The sequence below is a fragment of the Anaerolineae bacterium genome (assembly GCA_013178015.1).
GTDB lineage: Bacteria > Chloroflexota > Anaerolineae > DRVO01 > DRVO01 > Ch71.
On record JABLXR010000001.1, the window covers coordinates 122,511 to 140,056 of the forward strand.

Consider the following 17,546-nt stretch of genomic DNA (forward strand, 5'->3'; position numbering starts at 1 on the left):
CGTCTTCTCTGCGATCTCTGCGATCTCTGCGGTAGAATCCCCTTCCCTGCGACGATTCCCTACCAGTACGTCGGCTTCTCCGGCCGACCGGACTCGGCGGACCGGTTCGCGGCCTCGATCACACCAATCACCCGCGCTGCGGACTCCGGGGTCACAGGCACTGGATCGCCCAGGATGAGGTGATCCGCCAGGCGGCGGTACAGGTCCTCCACCTGTGACCAGTCCGACCAGGTATGCGGCCCCTTCTTCGCGGGCCGGTAAGGGAGCAGCTCCTCGGCCATGCCGTCCTGGCCCGCCCGGTAGACGAGTACGTTGCCGCCGATGTCGCGGTGAGGCGGTCGCACCTCCACCGCGCCCCGGGTGCCCAGTAGCCGCATGTAGGCCTTGCGCGAGGCGGAAAGCGTGCCGAACTCGATGTCCATCAGCTGGCCCCCGGAGAACTTCACTACCATCTTGGCCGCGTCGGCCACGTTGACATCGAACCAGCGGCGCTTCTGCGTCCACGCACTCACGGCCACGACGTCATCGCGGATGAGGTTCAGGCCCCAGTCCACCCCGTGCGCCCCCCAGTCGTGCATCAGCCCCCCGGACACGTCCTTGTCCGACCGCCACCAGTAGCCCGGGTGGCCATACCCCGCCAGGAACAGCTCGTACAGGTAGGGCTCCCCTATCTCACCCGACTCGGCCACCGTCCTCACGGCCATATAGTCGCGGTCCCAGCGGCGGTTGTGGAAGACAGTCAGAGTCAGCCCCTTCGCCGCTGCCTTCTCGATGAGCCCGGCCGCCTCAGCCCCTGTGATGGTGAAGGGCTTCTCCACCATCACGTGTTTGCCCCCGTCCAGCAGCCGGTGGGTCACTGATGCGTGGGCGTTGTGGGGAACTATGACCACCGCCAGGTCCACCTCGGGATCGGAGGCGATCTGCAGCGGATCGGTGCAGGTGCGTATGCCGGGCCAGTGCTCGGCGGCCAGCTCCATCTGCTTCGGGTTCAGGTCACACGCCGCCACCAGGGTGATCCCCGGGGTAACAGTCGCCAGCGTGCCGTGGAAGTGCCCCATGCCGAACTGGTTGCCGTAGCCGACCAGGGCTAGGCGCACATCCGGCCCCGGCCGCTGGCCCAGAGCCCACCGCGTGCCGTGGCAGGTCAGATCGAGGAAGTTGGCGTCGGCCAGGGCGCGCTTGTCGTGCCCCAGGCCCAGGTAGAACACCCGACCGTCGCCTTGTTGGCGCACCCAGGATATGGGCACCGGTTGGCCCAACTGGCGCGCCTCCAACAGGGGGTGGAAGTCGCACCGCTGCGTCACCAGGTAAAGCTCGTCCTCGATGGTGAACGACTCCGGGGCCCGTCGGGTGATCATGTGCTCGCGGTCCACCGTCCAGACGGTGAAGGGCATGCGCGGCGGGTGGCCGTTGAAGTCCGCCCCCAGAAGCTCATGGTAGATGCGGTTCTGGGGAAATGCGGCCATGCCCCCGTGCAGCACCACCAGAGCCCCGCCGGCTTCCACCCAGGAGACCAGCGACCGGGCCTGATCGTCCGTCATTTCGCCCCGGTCGCTATAGACCAGGAGCAGGTCGTACCCACCCAGGTGGCTGAAGGCGTCCATCTCAGTGGCCTTCTCCACTGTGGCAATTCCGCGCCGCTCCAACTCTCTAGAGACGACCCCAAAAGCATGGTCCGCCGGGTGGAACCCTCCGAAGCTGCGCGCGAACATCAGTCCCTTCTTCATGCCGTCTCCCCCGCCAACACCAGATTCAGGGTGGAGTCGGCCGGGATGGCCTGCCCCACGACTGGATCCGATCTGAGTGGCAGCAATCTACGCGCGGGGGATGGCAGAGTCAACGCGCATGGGGAAGCGAAGGGGCCCGCGCGTGCGGGCCCCGGCTGGGTGCAGGCTGACCGGGAGCGACTGAGGCGCTATTGTACCACGTAAGTGATATAGGTCGCCCAGTTGGCGCCAGGGAAGGGGCTCCCGGCGCCCCAAGCGGTCTCACCCTCACCGCTGCAGTCGCAACGGTCGCACAGGTCTCCACAAGGAGGGCACGGGCAGCACGAACCCCCACTATCAATCCAGGGGTAGACCTCCGCGTGAGCAGCGATGTACAACGTGGTACCGACACCCCACGATCCAAGCGACACCCTCTTGGAGGCTCCTGGGGTGCACTCGCCCTCCCGCTTGTGCTCGAAGCGGCCTGGAATGGGATTGCCACGCGCTTGAGGAATGCTGTCGAGGCTAGTGGCCACGTGCAGGTGCGCCTCACCAATGCACCATCCCCGGCCAGCGATGGTCACGTACAGAGCCTCACTATCGTTCCAAACGAGGACGTCACCGACATCGGTGTGCTGGCCGGCTATGAGGTCCGAGCTCATAGGACTGTCTTGCGTATGCGCCCAGGCACCCATAGGTAGGCCGACAGCCAGTACAACGAGAACAAGGATCGCCAAACGCTTCATCGAAGACCTCCAGGATTGATGGTGCCAAATCGGATAGGGTTCGCACCATAATAGCATCGGAAGGTGCCTGGGCGAATAAGTGTTCGACAGGAAGTGTGTAGGAAATGCGTTAGCCCGTGCGCCCTTGGAGGCCGCGAAGACTGCTGTCGCCTGCGCCTGCTGCGCCTCGGCTGGGCGATAGCGGTCAGAGGACGACGGTGTGTGAGGCGAAGCTGTGGAGGCGGCCGATCGCCGCCACCGGGCCAGGCCCCCTCCGGGCCCTACCTCAGCGAGAAGCGCCGGTGGGGCCGATCGCGTGAGTGCCGAATGCAGGCGAGCCAGCGCCCGGTCCGGCTGGGGGGACATGGCGGTTCGGAGCTGCACGCTTGAGCTCGATCGGGTGGACGGCGGGCCAGCTCGGCTTGGCTCCTGCGTCAGACTGGCGGCAGCCGCCCCACGCCACCGAGCGGTTGTACTCGCTATCGACCTGCCCTCTCCAACCGCCTCGGACCGGCGGCCTAGAGGCCCACCTCACTCAGATGCAGCCGCACTCCCCGACGGCGAAGATGCTCTTGCAGCGCCCCCACGTCCAGCAAGTCCGGCGTAGTCTGGGCCCGCACCGCCAGGGCTGCCGCTGCGCCGGCCGCCTGGCCCGTAAGCGCCGCCGGCGGGATCACCCGGGCCACCTCCCAGGCGTCGCCCTCGGCATCCAGGCAGCGGCCCGCTACCACCAGGCTCTCCACTCCCTGCGGCAGCAGGGCGCCATAGGGGATCTCCCATACCGGACCGGCCCGGCGCCAATCCGCCACCAACCCGATCGAGTCCGCGCGCGCCATGCCAGCCTGTCCCGGACGCATCCCGTCGCGCCCTACGATGCGCCTGACGGTGCGGAACTGAGGCATCGCCGGCAGCGTCACCGGGTACAGGGTCTCCCGCGTCGCCTTGCCGGATTGGTAGCAGTCGCGATAGCGCTCCCGCAGCAAGCGTCGGCCAGCAAGCACGAACTCAGTGGCATCGCGAGGACCGCATCCAGACAGCTGCGGGGCATCGCCTGGCTGACCCCGGCCGTTAGCGTCGCTGCCCACCCAGGTCATCTTCGGCAGGGCGCTCCCGGCGCCCCCGTCCGACGCGTCTACTTCCAGCACCCAGAGGCTGAGCCAGTTGCGCCCTTCCACGCACGGGGCGCCGGCGCGCCAGGCAAGGTCGGCATCCCCGGTGGCATCCACAAGGCAGCGCCCGCGCAGCTCGCCCCGCCCGCCTTTGTTCTCCACCTCCAGCCCCACGACCCGCCCGTTCTCTACCATCGGCCGGGTCACCAGGGTGTCCAGCCATACCTCGATGCCGGCTTCCTCTACCACTTCGTCTAGCGCCAGGGCGAACGACGCAGGGTTGAACACCACCCGGTAGCGGCTGGGCTCCTCCAGGTCCGCGCCCTCGCGCCATCCTTTGGGCACCTCGCCCGGCCCATATCTCAGGCTCAAGTGCAGGAGCTCCTCGGCGATCCCAAACGTGACCTGGGTGCCGTTGCCGTCGCACAGAGGCAGGTACACCAGGATCAGCCCGGTGGTGGCCAGGCCCCCGAGGAGCACCGTCTTCTCCACCAGGGCTACGGACACTCCGCAGCGGGCTGCCTCAATGGCGGAGGCTACTCCGGCTATGCCACCGCCAGCCACAACCACGTCGTACTCACCCCAGTAGTGCATCTCCAGCCCCTGTTTGATGCCCTTACGCGCATCGGTCCTCTGTGATGACGACCTGCCCCGGCGGGACAGTCTCTTGGGCGCGGTGCCGGGCTACTCCGCCGTCCCGTACTCGATGTCGTACCCAGGGGGCACCAGCTCCACCCAGGTCTGTCCCGGCTTCAGTTCCATATCCGCTCCGTCGGCAGTCACGAAGCGGGTCAGTTCGTGCTTCTCGTTTCGCTCCCAGAAGCCCTTCAGCACCACGCCGTCCCGGAAGAGCCAGGCCGGGCCCCGGCCCATCATCACGATCCGAATGGAGGTGGCGCCGTTGGTGTCTTCCACGATGTCCGTGGCCTGATGCTCCACGAACTGCACGATCACGTTGCTCACCCCCAACTGCTCACCCGTGTTCCGGTCCGAGTGAGGAACGCCGCGCACCCAGCGAAGGTAGCAGCCGCTAGCTTCGTCATAGCGGAAAGTGACGGCGCTGCTCTCGGGATAGGGGATGCTCACTACCTCGGCCGGCTCCCCGCTGGGAGCCTCGTCGGAGAAGGCGAACCCCTCAATCTCCACTGGGCCGTTCCAGCCTCGGCTCTCCAGGTACTCCCTGATGGCAGGCGCGGACGTGTGCAGGCGGCCCATCCAGCCTAGGCTATTGACGTAGTAGAAGGGCTGCGGGTGGAAGAACTCGTCCAGGTTGATGAAGGGCTCCTGCGATATGAACCACCTCACCTGATCGCTTGCCCCCGAGTGCACCAGAGCGCCCTGGTACTGGTTGGCCAACTCGATGTTCACCAACCGCGCGCTCCGAATGGGCCCAATAGTCTCCGGATCGTGGGCGAGGTAGATGGCCGTCAGCCTCGTCACCCACCAGCCATCCATGATGTCCTCGTAGACGATGTCCGCCTCGGCCAGCCCCGCCTGAGGACGAATGGGCGGGTCGTTGCCCACCCGAGCCAAGATGGGCGGCCGCCTCAGCAGCCGGGCCTCAGCCACCGGCTGCCCAGTCAGCGGATTGAGGTTGGGGTCGCGGGTGGGTGTGGGAACAATCGTCGGGGTGGGCGTCGCCGTGGGTGTGGATGTGGCGGTAGACGTAGCCGTCGAGGCGGTGGTAGGCGTCGCCGTAGGGGTGGGGGTCGCAGTCGGCCGAGACCCGCACCCTGATAGCATCAGCGCCACGCTCGCGACCAGCAACGCCAAGAATGCCATTGCCCTCACCACCGATTGCCTCGGCTGCTTCGTCGCCACGTGCACCTCCTGTCTGTTCCCCCTGGCTCTAGCCCGCACCTGCGTAGCCCTTGCCACGGGCCCGCCCGGCTAGTACCATGGCCGGTATGACCGCCACTCTACTACCCATCAAGATCGCGCCGTCCATTCTGTCCGCCGACTTCAGCCGCTTGGGAGAGGAAGTGGCCGCAGCGGAGCGCGGCGGCGCCGACGCTATTCACGTGGACGTCATGGATGGCCGCTTCGTTCCCAATATAACTGTCGGCCCTCTTGTGGTCGAAGCGGTACGCCGCACCACATCGCTCCCCCTGCACGTTCACCTAATGGTAGAGGATCCGGCCCGCTATGTGACCGACTTCGCCCACGCCGGGGCGGATATGCTTCTGGTGCACCAGGAAGGGAACTGGACTTTGCACCGGCTCATCGAGTCAATCAAGGAGGCCGGTTCATCCGCTGGCCTAGTCCTGAACCCCGCCACCTCTCTCAGTTGCGCCGAGGAGGTGATCCCTTTCGTGGATCTGATCCTGATCATGACCGTCGAGCCGGGATTCGGGGGCCAGCAGTTCATCCCCACTATGTACGACAAGATAGCCCGCCTACGCACGCTGGTTTCCGAACGAGGCCGTCCTCACCTGGACGTGGAGGTGGACGGCGGGGTAAGCCTCCGCACCGCCCGCGGGCTAGTGCAGGCGGGCGCGAACGTGTTGGTGGCGGGGGCGGCCATCTTCTCAGCCGGGAAGCCGGTCGAGGCCGCCATCAGAGCACTACGGGCAGCCGCTTTGGGGCTGCCCGCCGAACCTCAAGGCCGTGCTCAGGGCTAGCGCGAGTGTACCGTCTTCAGGCAGTTGGTGCACACCACGATCCGCTTGGGCTTCCCGTCACGGAGTATCAGCGTCTTCTGCAGGTTGGGCCGGAAGGCTCGCTTCGTCGCCCTCTTACTATGGCTCACGTTGTTGCCAAAGGCAGTGCCTTTGCCGCATATTTGACACTTGGCCAACGCAATCACCCCCGATATCTTGCGCACTCGATGGCGACGAGCTACCGCCCGCCGCTACGGCAGAGCATATCACACTGGCTCGGACTGGGGCAATCCCACAGGCGCACCATGTCGGGGATGGCACGGCTCGGGACGCCGCTGCCGCGGCCAGCCTGCTCCTTCGGGAGCCAACCACTGGGCCCCTTTGGGCTGGACGCCGACACCAGCTGGGCCGAAGCTGAGACGCCATGAGCGACAGAGGCACCATTGAGGTATGTCCCTCCGCCATAGCCACAATCGCCGCCGAAGCCGTCTCCGAGTGCTACGGCGTCGTGGGCATGTCCGCACGCACCTGGCAGGAGGTACTCTTGACCGCCATCCGTCGCCCTCCTCCCACCAAGGGTATCCATGTCACTGTGGCTGCGGACGCTATCGAGGTGGATCTGCACGTGATCATCGAGTACGGAACCCGTATCATCACGGTGGCAGACAACGTCATAGATGCCGTACGCTTCCGCCTGGAGCAAGCTCTCGGGACGTCGGCCCTGTGTGTGAACGTGTTCGTGCAGGATGTGCGCATTGGCCCACGCCAACCGGGAGTGTAGCCCAGTGGAGGAGACCCAGGTGACCGACAGCAGCTTCGGCCTCCCCCAGAGCACGGCTGCGGAAGGTCGGAACGCCCCCTCCGCTCGCTGTGACGGAGCAGCCCTGCACCAGGCTCTGGCGGCCGGTCTGGCCTGGCTGGAGAACCATGCCGAGGCCATCAACGCCCTGAACGTCTTCCCCGTCCCCGACGGGGACACGGGCACCAACATGGTCCTCACCCTTCGCGCCGCCGTGGCCGAGGCCAGCAACGGCACGATGGGTGAGATCTCCGACGTGTTGCAGGCAGTGGCGCGAGGCGCCCTGATGGGCGCGCGGGGCAACTCGGGGGTCATCCTTTCCCAGTTGCTCAGAGGCATGTCCATCGCCCTGCAGGGGGTGCAGGAGCTGGGTGCCCGGGCCCTGGCCGAAGCCTTCGTCGCCGCCAGAGACATGGCGTATCAAGGTGTCATGCGCCCGGTCGAGGGTACCATCCTCACCGTGGCCAAAGAGGTCGCCTCAGCCACCTCCCGCGCCGCCCGTAACGAAAGCATGGACGTGCGCCAGCTTCTGGGCGTTGCTACCGACGCCGCCCGACATGCCGTTGCCGCCACCCCCTCGCTTCTGCCCGTGCTCGCCGAGGCAGGGGTAGTCGACGCCGGGGGACAGGGGCTTTTCATCATCCTAGAGGGGGTCTACCGCCACCTCTGCGGCCTCACCGTGCGGGCCAATGGCGAGCTTCGCCGCACGGTAGACCTCTCCACCTTCGCCACCGAGAGCGAGTACGGGTACGACACTCAGTTCATCATCAGCGGTCGCCAGCTGGACGTGGAGGACATCCGCGCCCAGCTGGCCGGCATGGGCGACAGCCTGCTGGTGGTGGGCGACTCCACTACAGTTAAGGTCCACATTCACACCGATCGACCCGGTGACCCGCTCAACTACGCCGTAACCATCGGCTCCGTCAGCGACGTAGTGGTGGAAAACATGCAGGAGCAGTACCAGCACTTCATCTCCGAGCGCTCCCGGGAGCCGGAGCTTAAGCCCCAGAAGAAGGTCGGCATCGTGGCCGTGGCTCAGGGCGCGGGCTTCAGGAGAGTGCTGGAGAGCTTGGGGGCGGACGTGGTGGTCGAGGGCGGCCAGACGATGAATCCCAGTGTCGAGGAGCTGCTGGAGGCGGTTGAGTCGCTCCCCAATGAGTCGGTGGTGATCCTGCCCAACAACACCAACGTCATCATGGCCGCTCAGCAAGTCCTGCCCATGTCCCGCAAGCGTGTCGCTCTCGTCCCCACGCGCACGGTTCCTCAGGGCATCGGAGCCCTCCTGGCCTTCAACTACGAGCTCGACCTGGATGAGAATATCGAGACCATGACCCAGAGCAGCCGGGAGGTTCAGACCATCGAACTCACCGTTGCCACTCGAGCGGCGCGAGTCAATGGCATTCGGGTGAAGGAGGGAGAGTATATCGCTCTCCTCAACACAGACTTGGTCGCCACTGGCAGCAACGTAGTCCGGGTGGCTCTCCGGGCCCTGCGCGAGTTTGATGCCGAAGCCTATGAGATCGCCACCATCTACAGAGGCCGCGACACGTCTGAAGAGGACGCCCGGCAGCTCTCCGAGGCCATCGCCAAGCGCTATCCGGACCTAGAGATTGAGGTAGTGGACGGCGGTCAGCCTCACTATCAGTTTATCGTCGCAGTGGAATGAACTGGCTCTCAAGAGCGCGGACGGCTAGAGGAGCATTTCCTCATGAATAGCGTCAGGATCATCACCGATAGTGCGGCTGAACTCACTCCCGAAGAGGCGGAGGAACTGCAGGTGGCCGTGCTGCCGCTGCGCTACTCGGTGGGCAACACCATCTACAAGCAGGACAGAGACATCAGCACCGAACGGCTGATGGAGATCCTAGCACAAGGCAACGCCAAGGTCACCCCGCTGCCTCCTTCCACAGACGACGTTACCGCTCTCCTCGAGGCTGTGACGCGCGCTGGCCAGGTGGCGCTCTTCGTCCACGTGGCTAACGGGCTGGTCCCAGTGGCTGAACCCATTCAGGAGGTCTCCCGGGGTCTCTTTGGCCGAGCCCGCATCGAGATCATAGACTCGATGTCCGTCTCCTACGGTCTGAAGCGCATCGTGCAGACGGTCGCCCTGGCCGCCGCCCAGGAGGCCCAGCTGCCGGAGGTCACCCAGCTGGTTCGCTCCCTTATGTCGCGCGTCTACACCCTATTCTACAGTGAGGACTTCGAATCCCTGGAGCAGTCGGTGGACATTCAGCCGGCCCAGGCTATCCTGGCCGGAATACTGGGTGTGCGTCCCCTCGTGGTCTTGGAGGAGGGTCGCCTTCTGCCCCTGGAGAAGGTCACTCCTCGCACTACTCCGGTGGAGAAGCTGACGGACTTCGTGCTCGAGTTTGCCACCGTCTCTGAGCTGGCCATCTTGGTTGGTCCGTCGCCCTTGCCGCTGGACGTGGAGGAGCTTCGAGAGCGCATCATGCAGAGCTGCCCGGGGCTAGAGGTGCCCGTCGTCCCTTACGGCCCGCTTGTCGCCGCCTTAGTGGGCACGGCGGCCGTAGGCCTGTTCGTCTCTGAGGGGCTGCAAGGCGGATGGTGAGCCAATCGGTGCCGGCCGGCGTAGGTGCAGCTCTGAAGAAGCTGGCCGTAGTCCTGCGCCAAGAGAGAGATCAACGGTACGCTAACCGCGCCGTAATCGGCGGTCTGGACGCCTTCTTGGAGCACTGGGCTGAGAACGCCGCCTCCGAGGGTCTCGATCGCGGCTTCGCCGCCGAAGTAGTCGAGCACCTGTCAGGCTATGGCAACAAGACCCCCGAGGAGCGCGAGCAAGCCGCTCGCCTGGTGATGAGCCGGCTGCGCGATCGCTTCAGCGCCCCCCCAGCACGGGAACGGGAGCAGCAGGAAGACATCACTCGGGCGACCGAGGCCACCGAGGCCGAACTTGACCAGCCGGTTGAGCACATTCCCGGCGTCGGCAGCTTGCGGAAGCGGCAGCTCGCTCGGCTGGGCGTACACACCATTCGCGATCTCCTGTACCTCTTCCCCCGGCGGCACGATGACTACTCGGCCCTGAAGACTATCAACCGGCTGCGGGTGGGCGACGAGGTATCCGTCATGGTGAGGGTATCCAACGTTCGCACCCGACAGGTGCGCACCAACCTTCGGGTCATCACCGCCACTCTCTCCGACACCACGGGCAGCATCCAGGCCACTTGGTTCAACCGGCGTGCGCTGGAGAGTCGGCTCCGGCCAGGCCGAGACTTCATCGTCTCAGGACGGGTGGGGCAGCACCTCGGTCAGCTGAACTTCGAGTCGCCGGAGTGGGAACCCCTCACCCGGGAGCACCTCAACACCGCACGTCTGGTTCCCATCTATCCCCTGACCGAGGGACTAGGCCACCGCTGGGTCCGCAAGGTCGTCAAGCGCGCCCTGGACACCTACCTGGCCGCAGTACGCGATCCGCTTCCCCAGGAGCTGCGGCGGCGCCTGGGCCTGATCGACCTACAGTGGGCCATTCAGGCGATGCACTTTCCCGCCGATTGGGACGAGCTAGACCGGGCCCGCAAGCGGCTTTCGTTCGATGAGTTTCTCGTCCTTCAGCTGGGCCTGCTGCAACGCCGGCTCCGAGCCCACCAGGCTCCAAGTGAGCCCCTCCCGGTGGACGATGCCTGGATTGAGCAGTTCCAGAGCGGTCTTCCCTTCCAGTTGACCGGCGCCCAGAAGCGCGCGCTCGAGGAGATCCGACGGGACATGGCTCAACGCCATCCCATGGTCCGGCTCCTTCAAGGGGACGTGGGCTCGGGCAAGACAGTGGTCGCCTTAGGCGCGATGCTGATGGCGATAGCCAACGGCAAACAGGCCGCCCTTATGGCACCCACGGAGATCCTGGCTGAGCAGCACTACCACGGGATTCAGCGCCTCCTGGAGCACACCGAGGATGCCCGCTTCGCTTCCGCTCGAGTAGCGCTGCTCACTGGCAGCCTGTCGTCCCAAGAGAAGGCTGCCACGAGGGAGGCGGTGGCGGATGGGCGCGTCAACCTCGTGGTGGGCACCCAGGCCCTGATACAGCAGGAGGTGGCATTCCACGACCTAGGTCTAGTGGTGGTGGACGAGCAGCATCGCTTCGGAGTGATCCAGAGGGCGGAGTTGGCCGCCAAAGGCCGACACCCTCACGTGCTAGCGATGAGCGCTACTCCCATCCCCCGCACCTTGGCGCTCACTCTGTACGGGGACATGGACGTCTCCACCCTGGACGAACTTCCTCCAGGCCGTCAGACCATCGTCACCGCCTGGCGCGGCGATAGGGACCGAGAGCGGATCTACGCCTTCCTCCGCACGGAGGTGGAGCGGGGTCGGCAGGTCTTCGTGATCTGCCCCGTGATCGAGGGCTCGGAGCTGGAGGACACACGAGCCGCCGTGGAGGAGTATGAGCGGCTGCGCACCACGATCTTCCCTGACCTGCGCCTGGGGTTGCTCCACGGCCGGCTGCGTCCTGACGAGAAGGAGCAGACCATGCAGGCCTTCGCCCGAGGCGACCTGGACATTCTGGTGTCCACGTCCGTGGTCGAGGTGGGCATAGACGTCCCCAACGCCACCGTCATGATGGTCGAGGAGGCCCACCGCTTTGGCCTGGCACAGCTCCATCAATTCCGCGGCCGCGTGGGCCGAGGCCAGCACCGCTCCTACTGCATCCTCCTTTCCGATCGGGCAGGCGAGCTAGGTGAGCGCAGACTGCGGGCCATCGAGAACGAAACCGACGGATTCCGGCTAGCCGAGATAGACCTCGAGCTAAGAGGGCCTGGGGAATTCCTGGGCACACGTCAGAGCGGCCTGCCCGACCTCAAGGTAGCCCGCCTGAGCGATATGCGAACGCTGGAACTGGCTAGGGCAACAGCCCAGCGGATCATCGCGGACGATCCTGAATTGATAGCGCCGCAACACCGGGACCTGCGTGCCTCCCTGGTGCGCTTCTGGGAGCCCGACCTGACCACGGCCTGAAGGCGGAGAGCAAGTGATTGTAGCGATCTATCCCGGCACCTTCGATCCCATTCACCACGGCCATCTGGATATCGCGCGCAGGGCGGCCCAGCTCTTCGACAAACTGGTAATAGGGGTGTACGATAGGCCCAACAAGGACCTCCTCTTCTCCGTGGAGGAGAGGGTAGGACTCTTCCGGGAGGCAGTGGCGGACATCACCAACGCCTCTGTGGTGCCTTACTCAGGTCTGACAGTCGCCTTTGCCCGCGCCCAGGGGGCGCGTGTTATCGTGCGTGGCCTGCGGGTGACCTACGACTTCGAATACGAGTACCAGATGGCCCTGACTAACCGGAAGCTTGACTCTCGGGTGGACACCGTCTGCTTGATGACTAGCCTCGAGCATGCGTTTCTCAGCTCGACCATCGTGAAGGACGTCGCCAGAGCAGGGGGCAACATCCGGTGCATGGTGCCCGAGCATGTCGCCCGTGCCGTGGCCGATCGACTTCGGAACCGTGCAGATACAGCCTCCAGTGGCCGGGAGGGTTGAGGACATGGATATCCTCCAACTGGTAGATCGCCTGGAATCGCTGCTCAACCGGAGTCGTCGCCTTCCTCTGAGCTCCAGTGTGGTGATAAACGAAGAGGAGTTCCTCGAGATCATAGATCAGTTGCGCATCGCCGTCCCCGAGGAGATCAAGGCGGCTCGGCGCATGCAGCAGGAGCGGGCTCGTATCGTGTCCGAGGCCCAGGAGGAAGCCGACCGCATCACCGAGGAAGCGCGTCGGCGCATCAGTCTCATGATAGATGACCACGAACTGGCCCAAGCCGCCAGGGCTCGATCGGAGCAGATTGTCCGTCAGGCCGAGCAGCAGGCCGCAGCCCTCCGCCAGGGGGCCGACGAGTACGCTGCCCAAGTGCTCCGCCAACTCGACCAGCATCTGACTAACGTCCAGCGAGTAGTGCGCAATGGACTGGCCAGCGTCAGCGCCAACGAGGATGGGCAGACCGGCACGCGCACCTGATGGCCTCCCTCGCCGGGGCTCCCGGTCCCCCTTACTCCTACCCCCGCCGCCTGATCCGGCGGCCGGTTCCCTCCCCTGGCCGGAGGGTCAGCTTCTCTGAATCTCGCTGGACTTGGGCCACCCTGCGCCCGATGTTGGTTGCCTCCTAGCTCGCCGCCAGCCCAGGTGGGACGGCATGCCAGCGCCTAGTGCTGGCAGAGCTCTCGACGTCGTCACTCCTTATCCTAGCGGTGCCTTCTCGCCTGCCTGTCCCCCCGGAACCGATCAGTTTGCTGCCCTCTCTCGGCAGACCCTATAATTGAGGGTTGGAGGCTGTGATGCAGTACAACGTCGCTGAACTCCTCAAGGGCCCGAGCGGCGCTACGCGGCAGTACCAGGTGGACGAGGAACCCCAGTTCCAGCTCGAGGGCGCCCGGCTCGTCGGCCAGATAACCGGCTCGGTCCGATTGATGCGTACGCAGAAAGGAATACTGGTCGAGGCCGACCTGAGCTCTCAGGCCGAGGTGGATTGCGCTCGCTGCCTCAAGAAGGCTGAGACCACCCTGACCGTGCACATCGCCGATGAGTACCGTCCCACAGTGGACATTCGCACTGGCTTTCGCGTCTGGCCGGAACCGGACGAGGTCATAGAAGAGGAGTTGCTCATCGGGCCGAACAATGTGCTCGACCTGGATGAGGCAGCCCGACAGGAGTTGGAAGCCAGCGTGCCGCTCAAGACCCTGTGCACCGTCGCCTGTGCCGGCATCTGTCCGCGGTGCGGGCAGGACCTGAACGAGGGTCCTTGTGAATGCGAACCCGAGCCTGACGCCCGGTGGGAGGCCCTGCGCCAGGTCTTCAACCAGGCCGCGACTCAGTAGAACCGGGAGTGTTATAGGAGAAGACATGGGAGCAGTACCGAAGAGAAAAGTATCAAAGGGGCGCAGGGATCGCCGTAGGGCACACGATGTCCTGCCCCGGCTCAACCTCGTGCGCTGCCCGCAATGCGGCGAGTCGCGCCTACCGCACCACGTCTGCCCCTCATGTGGCACCTATCGCGGTCGGGACGTGGTAGACATGGGTGAAGGCTAGGCTGCCCGACGGAGCGTAGAGCTCAAAGCCGATCGGCCGTGCGCCTCGTGTGCACGGCCGTCCCTTTCCCTGCGCCCGTGGCCTGCTCCCGACATCAGGAGGCAGCATGATCAGAACCCCACTATGTGACCTGCTCGGTACCACCTATCCCATCGTCCAGGGCGGCATGGCGTGGATCGCTACCGCCGAGCTCGCCGCAGCCGTCTCCGAGGCCGGCGGATTGGGGGTTATCGGCGGGGGCGATTGCCCTCCCGACTACGTGCGGGACCAGGTACGCCTGGCCAAGAGCCTCACTGACCGGCCCTTCGGAGTCAACATACCCCTCTTCTCACCTCACGTGCCCAGTGTCATTGACGTGTGCATCGAGGAGGGAGTGCGGGTCATCATGACCGGCGCCGGCAACCCTGGCCCACACGTTCCCAAGCTCAAGCAAGCTGGCATCGTGGTCATTCCCGTAGTCGCCTCCGTGGCCCTGGCGAGGCGTCTGGCCCGTTCCGGAGTAGATGCCTTGGTCGCCGAAGGCACCGAGTCCGGAGGCCACATCGGGGACGTGGGGACCATGCCCCTGGTCCCGCAGGTGGTGGATGCCGTCAGCGTGCCGGTGATCGCAGCCGGAGGCATCGCCGACGGCCGCGGGCTGGTAGCGGCGCTAGCCCTCGGGGCTCAGGGGATTCAGATGGGAACCCGGTTTGTGTGCACTACTGAGTGCATCGCCCACGACAACTACAAGCAGAAGCTCGTCCGCTCAGGCGATCGCGCCACCGTGACCACGGGGCATTCGCTGGGGCACCCGGTGCGCGCCATCCGCAATCGGATGACACATGAGTTCGCCGAGCTGGAGCGAAGCGGCTGTTCGGAGGAAGAGGTCATCCGCTTCGGTACCGGACGGCTCCGCCGTGCCGCGCTGGAGGGCGATGTAGAGACCGGGTCCGTCATGAGCGGCCAGTCCTGTGGCCTGGTCAATGACATCCTCCCCTGTGCCCAAGTCATCGAGCGCATCATGGCGGAGGCGGAGGCCTGCCTTCAGAGCCTTGCCCGCTACGTCACCGTGGGAGCCGGCTAGTGCTCACCTCGGGGCTCGCCTTGGTATTCCCCGGTCAGGGCACTCAGTTCGCCGGAATGGGCGCGGACCTCTATGCGCGCTTCCCTGAGGCTCGCTCCGCTTTCGATGAGGCCGACGAGGCTCTGGGCGAGCCCCTCTCCCAGCTATGCTTCCAGGGCCCCGACGAGCAGTTGGAGCGTACATGCAACGCCCAGCCGGCCGTGCTGGTCACCAGCATCGCCCTTTGGCGCGTGATGCAACAGCGTACCGGTGTGCACCCCGTGGTCGCAGCGGGACACAGCCTGGGGGAGTATAGTGCCCTGGTTGCCGCCGAAGCCCTGGAGCTCGCAGAGGGGCTTCGGCTAGTCCGAGCCCGTGCTCAGTGCATGGATGCGGCCGCAGGCCGTGATGGCGGCACGGGCATGCTGGCCGTGCTCGGCTTGACGGAAGAGACGACGGAGGAGATCTGCGCCCAGGCGGGAGAGGCCACCAGTGGTCATGTCGCCGTGGCCAACTACAACTGCCCCGGCCAGCTAGTCGTCGCAGGGCACAATCGGTCGCTAGATCTGGTAGAGAAGCTGGCCCGAGAGCGCGGCGCTCGGCGTTTGGTGCGCCTGGCCGTCGGGGTAGCGTCTCATACTACACTTCTGCAAAGCGCCGCCGAAGCCTTCGCTCCCTTCGTCGCTCAGGCGGTCATCCAGCCTCCAGCTTTCCCCGTGGTAGGCAACGCCTACATACAGGCTCTGAGCACCCCCGATACCATCCGCTCGGAGATGGTGAGCCAGCTCGTGCGGCCCCTTCACTGGCCTCGAGTGGTCCAGGAGATGGTACTGGCGGGGGCTGAGAGGCTCTGGGAGCTCGGGCCACGCCCCGTCCTGGCCGGTCTATGCAGGCGTATCGGAGGGGCGCCCTCGATCCGGCCCGTCACCACGGCAGACGAGGTCGAGACGGTGATACGGGAACTGGAGGAGACACCATGATTCAAGCATCATCTTTCAATAGAGTGGCTCTGGTGACCGGGGGAAGCAGAGGCATCGGCCGCCAGGTGGCGCTGGACCTGGCAGAGAGTGGTGTCGATGTGGTGGTGAACTACCGCGGTAACCGGACGGCGGCCGAGGAAGTGGTGGAGCGAATCCGGGAGCTCGGGCGACGGGCACTTGCCCTGCAGGCAGACGTCTCGAACTTCGCTGCCGCGGGCGAGATGGTTCAGCAGGCTGTAGAGGCAATGGGCCGGCTGGATATCCTAGTCAACAACGCCGGTGTCACCCGGGACACATTGCTCCTGCGCCTGTCCGAGGACGACTGGGACTTGGTCTTGGATACAGTTCTCAAGGGCACTTGTGCTTGCAGTAAGGCCGCCCTCCGTCCCATGATGCGGCAGCGGTACGGTCGCATCATCAATATCGGCTCCGTGTCCGGGTTGGGCGGCAACGCGGGGCAGACCAATTACAGCGCGGCCAAGGCCGGGCTGGTAGGGTTCACCAAGGCCCTGGCCAAGGAAGTCGGATCGCGCAACATCACCGTCAACCTGGTGGCCCCGGGCCTAATCGAGACCGAGATGACAGCCGGGCTGCCTGAATCGCTCGTGGCCGAAGCGCTGCGCAATACTCCCCTGGGCCGGCTGGGACAGCCCGCTGACGTCTCGGCCGCGGTGGTCTTTCTGGCATCAGAGCGCGCTGGCTTCATCACCGGGCAGGTCCTTAGTGTTGACGGTGGTCTCCTGATGCATTAGCATTTCGTTCATGGAGGGTGCTCGTGCCATCCGGCCGTGATCGGATCGTCGTCCATCCCCGCGTCATTGCCACCATCGCTGCGTTGACGGCCTTATCGGTCCCCGGGGTAGCGCGGCTGCAGGAGGGGGGGTGCGGTCGCTGGCTTCGAGTTGCACGAGGCCGTCGAGTCCGTGGGGTGCAGCTCCGCATTGATGGGGACACTGTGGCGATACAGCTGCATCTCGTCATCAGCGCCGGGTTCAGCCTGCTCGAGGTAAGCAGGCGGGTGCAGAGCGCTGTGGCCCGAGCCATTACTGAGATGACCGACATGCAGGTACAGCATGTCAACATCGAGATCGAGGGGGTACGGGCAGCTACCTATGCCTGACCGGTCATGAAACCACGAAGGATCGCCCGAGCGCTGGCACTGGAAGTCCTCTACGAGGCGGAGGTTGCCCGCCGCGATCCTCTCGTCGTCCTCGAGCGCCGGCTGCAGGAACTGCAGTACTCGCCCAGCGTGGTCAAGTTTGCCCGGCACCTAGTCGAGGGAGTGGCCGAGCACCGTTCAGTCCTGGATGGTGCCATTGAGGATCACGCTCCCGGCTGGCCCCTGGCGCAGGTTGCCCCAGTTGACGCCAGCATACTGCGGCTCGCCGCTTTTGAGCTTCTCTATGGCGACTCTCCCCAGAAGGTGGCCATCAACGAAGCGGTCGAGTTGGCCAAGCGATATGGTACCGATAGCTCGCCACGCTTCGTGAACGGGGTGCTTGGAGCGATGGTACGCGGCTACCAGGCCGCCGGCAGGAGTTAGGAGTG

At 65.3% G+C, this 17,546-nt stretch carries 19 protein-coding genes; 15 read left to right on the plus strand and 4 right to left on the minus strand.

Annotated features, from left to right (window positions below; all coding sequences use genetic code 11):
- Positions 1–59: 59 nt before the first annotated feature.
- The 3 genes from HPY83_00515 to HPY83_00525 form a co-directional block, all read right to left on the minus strand.
- Positions 60–1,727, minus strand: coding sequence for a Gfo/Idh/MocA family oxidoreductase (locus tag HPY83_00515; protein ID NPV06427.1), 1,668 nt, complete (start codon positions 1,725–1,727; stop codon positions 60–62).
- Positions 1,728–2,949: 1,222 nt separating this feature from the next.
- Entirely contained in the window at positions 2,950–4,134 is a 1,185-nt protein-coding gene (locus HPY83_00520; GenBank protein ID NPV06428.1) for an FAD-dependent oxidoreductase, read from the minus strand.
- Positions 4,135–4,224: 90 nt separating this feature from the next.
- The gene (locus HPY83_00525) at positions 4,225–5,109 is read right to left on the minus strand and encodes a DUF3048 domain-containing protein (GenBank protein NPV06429.1); all 885 of its coding nucleotides are present in this window, start codon (positions 5,107–5,109) and stop codon (positions 4,225–4,227) included.
- Between the two features lie 37 nt (positions 5,110–5,146).
- Here HPY83_00525 and HPY83_00530 point away from each other — a divergent pair, with 37 nt between their 5' ends.
- Together HPY83_00530 and HPY83_00535 are read left to right on the plus strand one after the other, a co-directional pair.
- A complete protein-coding gene (locus HPY83_00530; protein ID NPV06430.1) occupies positions 5,147–5,434 on the plus strand; it encodes a hypothetical protein in 288 nt (95 codons plus the stop codon).
- Between the two features lie 13 nt (positions 5,435–5,447).
- On the plus strand, positions 5,448–6,161 hold the full coding sequence (locus tag HPY83_00535) for a ribulose-phosphate 3-epimerase (protein ID NPV06431.1): 714 nt from the start codon (positions 5,448–5,450) through the stop codon (positions 6,159–6,161).
- Here HPY83_00535 and HPY83_00540 read toward each other — a convergent pair.
- Positions 6,158–6,337, minus strand: a complete 180-nt coding sequence (locus HPY83_00540) for a 50S ribosomal protein L28 (GenBank protein NPV06432.1) — start codon at positions 6,335–6,337, stop codon at positions 6,158–6,160. The genes HPY83_00535 and HPY83_00540 overlap by 4 nt on opposite strands.
- 227 nt (positions 6,338–6,564) lie before the next feature.
- Here HPY83_00540 and HPY83_00545 point away from each other — a divergent pair, with 227 nt between their 5' ends.
- From HPY83_00545 to nusB, 13 genes are all read left to right on the plus strand, one after another.
- A complete protein-coding gene (locus HPY83_00545; GenBank protein ID NPV06433.1) occupies positions 6,565–6,921 on the plus strand; it encodes an Asp23/Gls24 family envelope stress response protein in 357 nt (118 codons plus the stop codon).
- Between the two features lie 19 nt (positions 6,922–6,940).
- Positions 6,941–8,605, plus strand: coding sequence for a DAK2 domain-containing protein (locus HPY83_00550; protein NPV06434.1), 1,665 nt, complete (start codon positions 6,941–6,943; stop codon positions 8,603–8,605).
- A 42-nt stretch (positions 8,606–8,647) separates the two neighbouring features.
- Positions 8,648–9,508, plus strand: coding sequence for a DegV family EDD domain-containing protein (locus HPY83_00555; protein NPV06435.1), 861 nt, complete (start codon positions 8,648–8,650; stop codon positions 9,506–9,508).
- Positions 9,502–11,907, plus strand: coding sequence for an ATP-dependent DNA helicase RecG (recG, locus tag HPY83_00560; GenBank protein NPV06436.1), 2,406 nt, complete (start codon positions 9,502–9,504; stop codon positions 11,905–11,907). Before HPY83_00555 ends, recG begins: the two co-directional genes overlap by 7 nt.
- Before the next feature lie 13 nt (positions 11,908–11,920).
- Positions 11,921–12,433: a pantetheine-phosphate adenylyltransferase gene (coaD, locus tag HPY83_00565; protein NPV06437.1), complete on the plus strand. Its 513-nt coding sequence runs from the start codon at positions 11,921–11,923 to the stop codon at positions 12,431–12,433.
- Between the two features lie 4 nt (positions 12,434–12,437).
- A complete protein-coding gene (locus HPY83_00570) occupies positions 12,438–12,908 on the plus strand; it encodes an ATPase (protein ID NPV06438.1) in 471 nt (156 codons plus the stop codon).
- Positions 12,909–13,225: 317 nt separating this feature from the next.
- Positions 13,226–13,765, plus strand: a complete 540-nt coding sequence (locus HPY83_00575; protein NPV06439.1) for a DUF177 domain-containing protein — start codon at positions 13,226–13,228, stop codon at positions 13,763–13,765.
- Positions 13,766–13,790: 25 nt separating this feature from the next.
- Positions 13,791–13,976, plus strand: coding sequence for a 50S ribosomal protein L32 (rpmF, locus tag HPY83_00580; protein NPV06440.1), 186 nt, complete (start codon positions 13,791–13,793; stop codon positions 13,974–13,976).
- 106 nt (positions 13,977–14,082) lie between these two features.
- Positions 14,083–15,039: an enoyl-[acyl-carrier-protein] reductase FabK gene (gene fabK / locus HPY83_00585; protein NPV06441.1), complete on the plus strand. Its 957-nt coding sequence runs from the start codon at positions 14,083–14,085 to the stop codon at positions 15,037–15,039.
- Complete coding sequence (gene fabD, locus HPY83_00590) at positions 15,039–15,998, plus strand: ACP S-malonyltransferase (GenBank protein NPV06442.1); 960 nt, start codon at positions 15,039–15,041, stop codon at positions 15,996–15,998. Before fabK ends, fabD begins: the two co-directional genes overlap by 1 nt.
- Positions 15,995–16,750 (plus strand): 3-oxoacyl-[acyl-carrier-protein] reductase, encoded by a 756-nt coding sequence (gene fabG, locus HPY83_00595; protein NPV06443.1) that lies wholly within the window; start codon positions 15,995–15,997, stop codon positions 16,748–16,750. Before fabD ends, fabG begins: the two co-directional genes overlap by 4 nt.
- A gap of 23 nt (positions 16,751–16,773) precedes the next feature.
- Positions 16,774–17,118 carry an Asp23/Gls24 family envelope stress response protein gene (locus HPY83_00600; GenBank protein NPV06444.1) on the plus strand — a complete coding sequence of 115 codons (345 nt, stop codon included), beginning with the start codon at positions 16,774–16,776 and terminating at the stop codon, positions 17,116–17,118.
- 6 nt (positions 17,119–17,124) lie between these two features.
- Positions 17,125–17,541 carry a transcription antitermination factor NusB gene (gene nusB / locus HPY83_00605; GenBank protein ID NPV06445.1) on the plus strand — a complete coding sequence of 139 codons (417 nt, stop codon included), beginning with the start codon at positions 17,125–17,127 and terminating at the stop codon, positions 17,539–17,541.
- The last annotated feature ends 5 nt before the right edge of the window (positions 17,542–17,546 follow it).